Annotated in this window: 8 protein-coding genes; 3 read left to right on the top strand and 5 right to left on the bottom strand. The window is 48.9% G+C overall.

Translation table 11 applies throughout. The features are described from left to right. Positions 1-189 precede the first annotated feature (189 nt). The 3 genes from spoIIIAB to GGC63_RS27200 all read right to left on the bottom strand — a co-directional run bounded on the left by spoIIIAB (position 190) and on the right by GGC63_RS27200 (position 2146). Positions 190-708: a stage III sporulation protein SpoIIIAB gene (spoIIIAB, locus tag GGC63_RS27190; RefSeq protein ID WP_192704972.1), complete on the bottom strand. Its 519-nt coding sequence runs from the start codon at positions 706-708 to the stop codon at positions 190-192. Between the two features lies 1 nt (position 709). Continuing rightward, complete coding sequence (gene spoIIIAA / locus GGC63_RS27195; RefSeq protein WP_192704973.1) at positions 710-1810, bottom strand: stage III sporulation protein AA; 1101 nt, start codon at positions 1808-1810, stop codon at positions 710-712. A 69-nt stretch (positions 1811-1879) separates the two neighbouring features. Continuing rightward, positions 1880-2146 (bottom strand): YqhV family protein, encoded by a 267-nt coding sequence (locus GGC63_RS27200; RefSeq protein ID WP_079910807.1) that lies wholly within the window; start codon positions 2144-2146, stop codon positions 1880-1882. A 169-nt stretch (positions 2147-2315) separates the two neighbouring features. On the opposite strand from GGC63_RS27200, the gene GGC63_RS27205 reads away from it, so the two are divergent. From GGC63_RS27205 to GGC63_RS27215, 3 genes are all read left to right on the top strand, one after another. Further along, complete coding sequence (locus GGC63_RS27205) at positions 2316-3152, top strand: phosphosulfolactate synthase (RefSeq protein ID WP_079910808.1); 837 nt, start codon at positions 2316-2318, stop codon at positions 3150-3152. Positions 3153-3231: 79 nt separating this feature from the next. Then, a complete protein-coding gene (locus GGC63_RS27210; RefSeq protein WP_192704974.1) occupies positions 3232-3969 on the top strand; it encodes a 2-phosphosulfolactate phosphatase in 738 nt (245 codons plus the stop codon). Positions 3970-4042: 73 nt separating this feature from the next. Then, a complete protein-coding gene (locus GGC63_RS27215) occupies positions 4043-4507 on the top strand; it encodes a DUF441 domain-containing protein (RefSeq protein ID WP_079910810.1) in 465 nt (154 codons plus the stop codon). A gap of 4 nt (positions 4508-4511) precedes the next feature. Here the strand turns inward: GGC63_RS27215 and GGC63_RS27220 are convergent, their stop codons facing one another. Beyond that, complete coding sequence (locus GGC63_RS27220; protein ID WP_192704975.1) at positions 4512-5768, bottom strand: aspartate kinase; 1257 nt, start codon at positions 5766-5768, stop codon at positions 4512-4514. A 137-nt stretch (positions 5769-5905) separates the two neighbouring features. Continuing rightward, the gene (locus GGC63_RS27225) at positions 5906-6424 is read right to left on the bottom strand and encodes a VanZ family protein (protein WP_318781131.1); all 519 of its coding nucleotides are present in this window, start codon (positions 6422-6424) and stop codon (positions 5906-5908) included. Positions 6425-6672 lie beyond the last annotated feature (248 nt).

Consider the following 6672-nt stretch of genomic DNA (forward strand, 5'->3'; position numbering starts at 1 on the left):
TCACTCCTAGCCTCTAACTACATCTTTAACCTTATTGCCCGGCTTACCGCAGCTTGCTTCCCTGACAACCGACTCTGCTTCGCTTGAGTAACGGTTGCAGTCTCTCTGACAACCGACTCCGCTTCGCTTGAGTAACGGTTGCAGTCCCTCTGACAACCGACTCTGCTTCGCCTGAGTAGCGGTTGCAGATTAATACATCAGAATGACGACCAAAGCTCCCATAAGAAGGCCCAAGCTCCTCCACATGCCCTCATATCTCTTGCGCTCCTCTTCTGCGCCATCCAGCTCGCCCTGCAGCTGTTGGATCGCCAGCCGCAGATGCTTCACCTGATCTGCACTATCCGATAAGCCCAAGGTGAAGCCCAACTGGCGAACGATGTCCTGCTCACCCGCCTTCATGGAAGTATGCTTCCAATGCTCTTGAAGCGACTGCTGCCATATTTGCTGAACGGGGCGGCCGCCTGCCTGCCCCAGCTCCTCCGCTGTATGACGGAAGATAGCAGTGACCGGCTGGGGGCAGGAACTGGCTACCTTCATCAGAGCTTCCCGCAATGGAGTGAAGCCATATACGATTTCGGTTTCCAGTCTTTGAAGAGCCCTGATAACATCGCCAATTTGCTTGGGCCGCCGGGAATATTGCTGCGCCTGATAAAATCCGAATAAGGTGGCCGACAGCAAAATCATCATCGCTCCGAGAAGCTTCAGCAAGTTACTCCCTCCTTCCCTTCGACGAGCGGCCGCTCACCTGGAAAGCGGCATTCCCTGTCCAATCGATAAGACTATCCTTTCCCAACCTTTTATCCATCTGGCCCGATACCGAATAGGGCGTCAAGGTTCCCGCTGTTTTTGCCAGCTCCAACCGTTTTCCTTTGGCATCGTAAATCCCTTCCACCGTCCCTGCCCCGGATCGTTTATTCAGAATGACAATCCGTTCGAACACTTCTTCGCTCAGCAGCTCTTGCAGAACCGGTCTCTTGCTGACATCGCCATGATTCAGACCGTGTGCGGTTGCAATGACACGAATCCCGGCATGAATGGCTTCATGAATAGCCGCTGCATCCTCTTGTCGGCCGATCTCATCTACAATAAGCACTTCCGGTGACATGGACCGGATCATCATCATCATTCCTTCCGCCTTAGGACAACCGTCCAGCACGTCGGTTCGCGGCCCGAGATCAAACCGTGGGATTCCTCTATCGCAAGCAGCGATCTCGGAGCGCTCATCGACAATGCCTACCTTCCAGCCTCTCGACAACCGGTGGATCGAATCCTCGGCTGCACCCGAGCTGATCAGTCTTGCCAGATCTCGAATTAACGTCGTCTTACCCTGCTGCGGCGGAGAAACGATGAGCGTATGGTGTACCCCCGAGGTCGAGCTATCCACCAAGTAAGGCAGCACACCGCTGCCAACCCCTTTTAACTCCCTTGCGATCCGGATATTAAAGCTTGTAATTTCCTTCAGAAGCTTAACCTTTCCTTGCTCCAGTACCGTTCTGCCTGCTATTCCAATGCGGTGTCCGCCTTGCACTGTGATATAGCCGCGCCTTAGCTCTTCATCGAAGGTATAAAGCGAATGCTGTGTCAGCATCTCCAGCAAGGTTGAGCAATCGTCCCTGGTCGGCCTGTAAGCAAGCGCCGGGTCCTCACAAAGTCCGGAATCTGCGATGAAGCCGTACTTTTGTCCCCATACCACTTCCAGCGGCCGATCTTCCCGCACCCGAATCTCTTGTATCTCCTGCATGATCCGGTTTGGTAGAGTTGCTAGTCTTTGGCGCAAAGGGACAGAAAAAAGCCGGAGAAGCGAATGCATTTCTTTCATCCCCCCAAGCTGTCCATCTTTCATAATCATGTGTATGCTTGGCCGAAGTAATTATGCTATTTACTTTTTCAAAATACCTATAAAAATGCAGCTAACTCCTGCTATAACCCAGATCATTTTGCTGAATGATAGCTTTTCCGCAAGTCCTACCAATCCGAGTGTCGTTGTAGTCAATAGAACGAGCGGCCCTACCATAGCTAACCCGGTATTCACCATCAGCGCTTTGTCAATCTGATTTAACCTGAGCATGATTAGTGCGGCCATAATTTCGATAGTTCCTGAAAACAGTCGCAGCGATGCCATACTGAGCACGATTTTGTTGATCACTGCTCTTTTCCCTCCCTCTATTTATCAATAGCAAGCTGTCATCATCAGCTTCTCTATTAATCTATGCAGGCTCGTCTCATTTTAGGCATCATGGGCACACCCCTAATTGCAATTGCATATGATGACACATAAATCAATACAAAAAATGTAAACAGCGAGGCGATAGGACATGGAGGTTACGTCACAGGTCAAGTGGCATCCCCTTTTAAACGATCCGACGAGAAAACGTACGATGAAGCCAAGAGAACTTGGCAAGACGATGGTTATCGATAAAGGGTTAGGCATTCATGCTCTTGAAGATTTATTGCAAACAGCTGGAGATCATATGGATATGTTAAAAATCGGCTTCGGCACGTCGCCGCTCTATTCCACGTCACTGCTGAAACGAAAAATTGAAATGGTCAAAGAGCATGATATTATTATCTATCCCGGCGGTACGTTTCTTGAGGTCGCAATAAGCCAGGGCGCTGTTGATGAGTTTTTCGATATGGCCGCTTTTCTCGGATTCAACGGACTCGAAATCTCTGATGGCACGATTGAATTGGATAGGTCTGTTCGAAGCGAATTAATTCGCCGCGCCAAAGAATTGGGCTATACGGTCATTACGGAATACGGAAAAAAATGCTGGGGCTCTTCCATCGAGATCGAGGACTTGATTGAAACGGTAGTTATCGATTCAGAATTAGGGGCGAGCCTTATTACCATTGAAGGACGGGAGTCCGGCAAAGGCGTCGGCATCTATGACGAGCAGGGAGGCTGCAAGGATGAGGCTATCGAGCTGGTGCTTCGTCAGGTGCCAAGCAAGCATCTGCTCCTATGGGAAGCTCCGCATAAAGATCAACAGGTCCATTTATTGAACACGTTGGGGACGGATATTCATTTGGGCAACATTGCGCCTGCCGACCTGATCTCGCTGGAGGCTCTTCGCCGGGGGCTGAGATCCGATACGCTTCATTTGGGTCAGGAAACAGCCCCATCTGATTTTAACGGGAATTGGGAAATATAGCGGACTGAGGCGCAAAAACGAAGCATATGCTTTCGTAGCCAGTTTTTGCTGGCGCAAAAACTCTTAGGAGGCACCAAGCGTGGAAATTACGGTACTACCCAGCGTCAATGAGGCGCGCGCAGATGAGCTTATCAACAAAACGGTCATCGTCATTGATGTCCTGCGTGCTACCAGTACGATTCTCACTGCACTAGCCCATGGATGCAAAGCGATCTATCCGGTTGAAACCGTATTACAAGCCAAACAGCTATATCAGCCGGGGTTTATACTGGGAGGAGAGAGAGCCTGCAAAAAAATACCGGGCTTTGATCTCGGCAATTCGCCTTTAGAGTACACAGAGGACGTTATTGCAGGCAAAACCCTCATTATGACAACGACGAACGGGACGAGAGCCATTCAAAAGGCGAATAAGGCAAGCACCATCATCGCCGCATCCTTACTAAACGGAAAGGCTTGTGCCGAAGAGGCGTTAAGCCTCAAAAAAGACATCGTCATTCTTTGTTCGGGGACCCAGGACGTATTTGCCTTAGAGGACGGCTTATGTGCCGGCCAGCTCATAGATGAAATGCTCAAATTAGCAGGCAATGGCAGTGCGGGTTTTATCATGAATGATTTTGGACTCAGCATGCTGCACGCGTTTCGCCATGTGCAGTCCGGCATATTGGAGGCTTTGCTGCAATGTGCCAACGGCAAAAGGTTAAGCAAGCTGGGCTTCATTGAAGACATCCATTACTGTGCACAAAGGGATGCGCTCTCTCTGGTTCCGGTCGTACGTGAAGGGAAGCTGGTTGCATCTTCGGTCTCCCACCATATTTAATAGAGTCTCTTGTTCTAAAAACTCGTCCATCTCATACACTTAGAAGGAAGTCTATGAGACAAGGGGTCCTACGATGAACGGAGACATACTGCTGTTAGTTCTCATCATTATCGGTCTATTGGGGCGGTCGCCAATTATTACAACAGCTGCCTGTGTGCTGCTCATTGTAAAACTGATCCACTTAGAGCGCTTCCTGCCGACCATTGAGCGTCGGGGACTGGAGCTTGGCCTGCTTTTCCTGACGATGGGTGTGCTTGTGCCGTTTGCAAGCCAGCGAATCACTTTTAAAGATGTCACCAGCATGTTTACCACCTGGCCGGGGATCCTGGCGCTTCTTGGTGGAGCCATAGCGACTTATATGAATGGTAAAGGGCTGGAGCTGTTAAAAATAGACCCACAACTTGTTGTGGGCCTTGTTATCGGTTCAATCTTCGGTATTCTGTTCTTAAAAGGAATTCCTGTCGGTCCGTTGATGGCCGCAGGAATTACCGCTTTCTTATTAAAGCTGTTTACCTTTATGTTTGACAAGCTGAAGTAATGAATTATCTGCGGTCTTGAGGTCCGCCTACAAATGCTGTTTGATCCGTATCCAAGCCGTATGCCGTGTGCAGCGCTTGGATTACTTCGTTTAGGCGGCTGTTTTCGATAACGCAGGATGTTTTGATTTCCGATGTGCTGACCATATTGATGCTAAGACCAAGAGCGGAAATGACCTCGAACATTTTGGCAGCGACTCCCGGAGTACTAACCATTCCAGCCCCTACGATGGATACTTTAACGAGGTTCTCCTGGGAGGATACTTCGCGGAAGCCCACCTCGGAACGGATGCTTTGAATAACTTCCAAGGCTCTATCCTTATCGGTTAGAGAGACGGTGAAGGAAAAGTCCGCTTGCCCGTTCATGACACCGCTTTGCACGATAATATCTACATCGATTTGCTCTTTAGCCAAAGCGGTAAACACTTTTGCCAATTGCCCCGGTTTTTCTTCAATACCAAGGATACTGATTCTAGCCACATTTTTATCGCTTGCAATCCCGCGAACAACGATTCCTTGCTCCATCGCTGCTTCCTCCTTCACATTCGTACCTGCATTATGATTAAAGCTGGATCTTACCACCAGCGGCACATTATAGTTCTTTGCATACTCAACTGCTCTCGGATGCAATACGGCTGCACCCAGATTCGCCAACTCCAGCATCTCGTCATACGTGATTTCAGGAAGCTTGCGCGCGCATTTAACAACGCGTGGGTCTGTGGAATATACGCCGTCTACGTCCGTGAATATTTCGCAGACGTCCGCTTGAATAGCGGCTGCCAAAGCAACGGCCGTCGTATCGGAACCGCCGCGTCCCAGCGTCGTGATCTCTCCGTCCGCCGTCATACCCTGGAATCCGGCTACGATAACAACATTCCCTTGATTCACAGCGTTCAAAATTCTTTCAGGCTGAATATCCGTAATTCTTGCTTTACCGTGTACCTCATCCGTGTACATACCCGCTTGCCATCCGGTAAAGGATAGAGCCGGCTGGCCCAAGCTTTGGATTGCCATGGACAGTAATGCTACCGATACTTGCTCGCCCGTAGTCAACAGCATATCCATTTCACGTGCAGGAGGCGTTACCGAACAAATTTGCTTCGACAAGTCTATCAAATCGTCTGTTGTATCACCCATGGCAGAAACGACAACAACGCATTGGTTGCCTTCCCGCTGTCTCTCTACTACACGGTTGGCCACACGTTTCATCCGTTCCGCATCACCAACGGAACTGCCGCCGAATTTCATTACAATAAGAGACAAAGCTGTTCACTCCCTACCGAAACTTTTGCATAACAATGTATCATTATACCATAAGAACGCCCAAGGTTGAAGTAGAATTATGTCGAATTCTCCCGCATAATCTGCCATTTTTCCTTCTCAAGGGCTTATTTGGTCCGTTACCATGATTTCTGAAGCTTGCGTCTGCGACTGCGGCTTATTGTCGCTGTATAGATTGCATAACCCCACAGCCCTCCGAGCACATTCAGAATAATATCATCCACATCAAAGCTGCCTACTTTAAATAGGAACTGGATGGATTCAACTATCAGCAAGGACCAGAACATTAGCTTCGCAATAGAAAACCAGCTGTCATAAGAACGAAATAACATCGGGATCAGGAACCCAAACGGCACGAAGGCCCCCACATTTCCAAAAACATTAATGATCCAGAGATCTAACGGGTAATATTGAAAGTCCGTGATATAGCTTCCTATCGTTTTGAAAGGGACCAGATTATAGAGCCTCTCCGTTCGCGCGGATCGCGAGAATCCGAAGAACAGCAAGTAGATCATTAACAAGGAATACGAGAAAAAAAGAAGCCATGCCGCCCAGACATGCAGCTTCCATTGCCGGACCTGACTCAATGGGATCAGCACCTTCGCTTCGGAATAGCCTGTGAGATGCAATGAACTCACTTATTTTCCCAATAATAGCATTCCGCCTTAATCTTGTAAACGATGCTTTGGATTCTATGAGCAGCAGAATAACCTCCAAGCCGGGACTTGGCTTCGCAGCTGAATCATTTATCTGCCCGGGAATCCTAAAGTAAGTAAAAAAACCTGCCGGATGGGACTGTTGACAAACGTATCAATTTAATAGGTTTTTTGGAGGGCCGTGTAGAATTTATTTCTATACGGTCTATTCTTACTTGGGGGGGGATTTT

Source organism: Paenibacillus sp. OAS669 (assembly GCF_014873645.1).
Classification (GTDB): domain Bacteria; phylum Bacillota; class Bacilli; order Paenibacillales; family NBRC-103111; genus Paenibacillus_S; species Paenibacillus_S vulneris.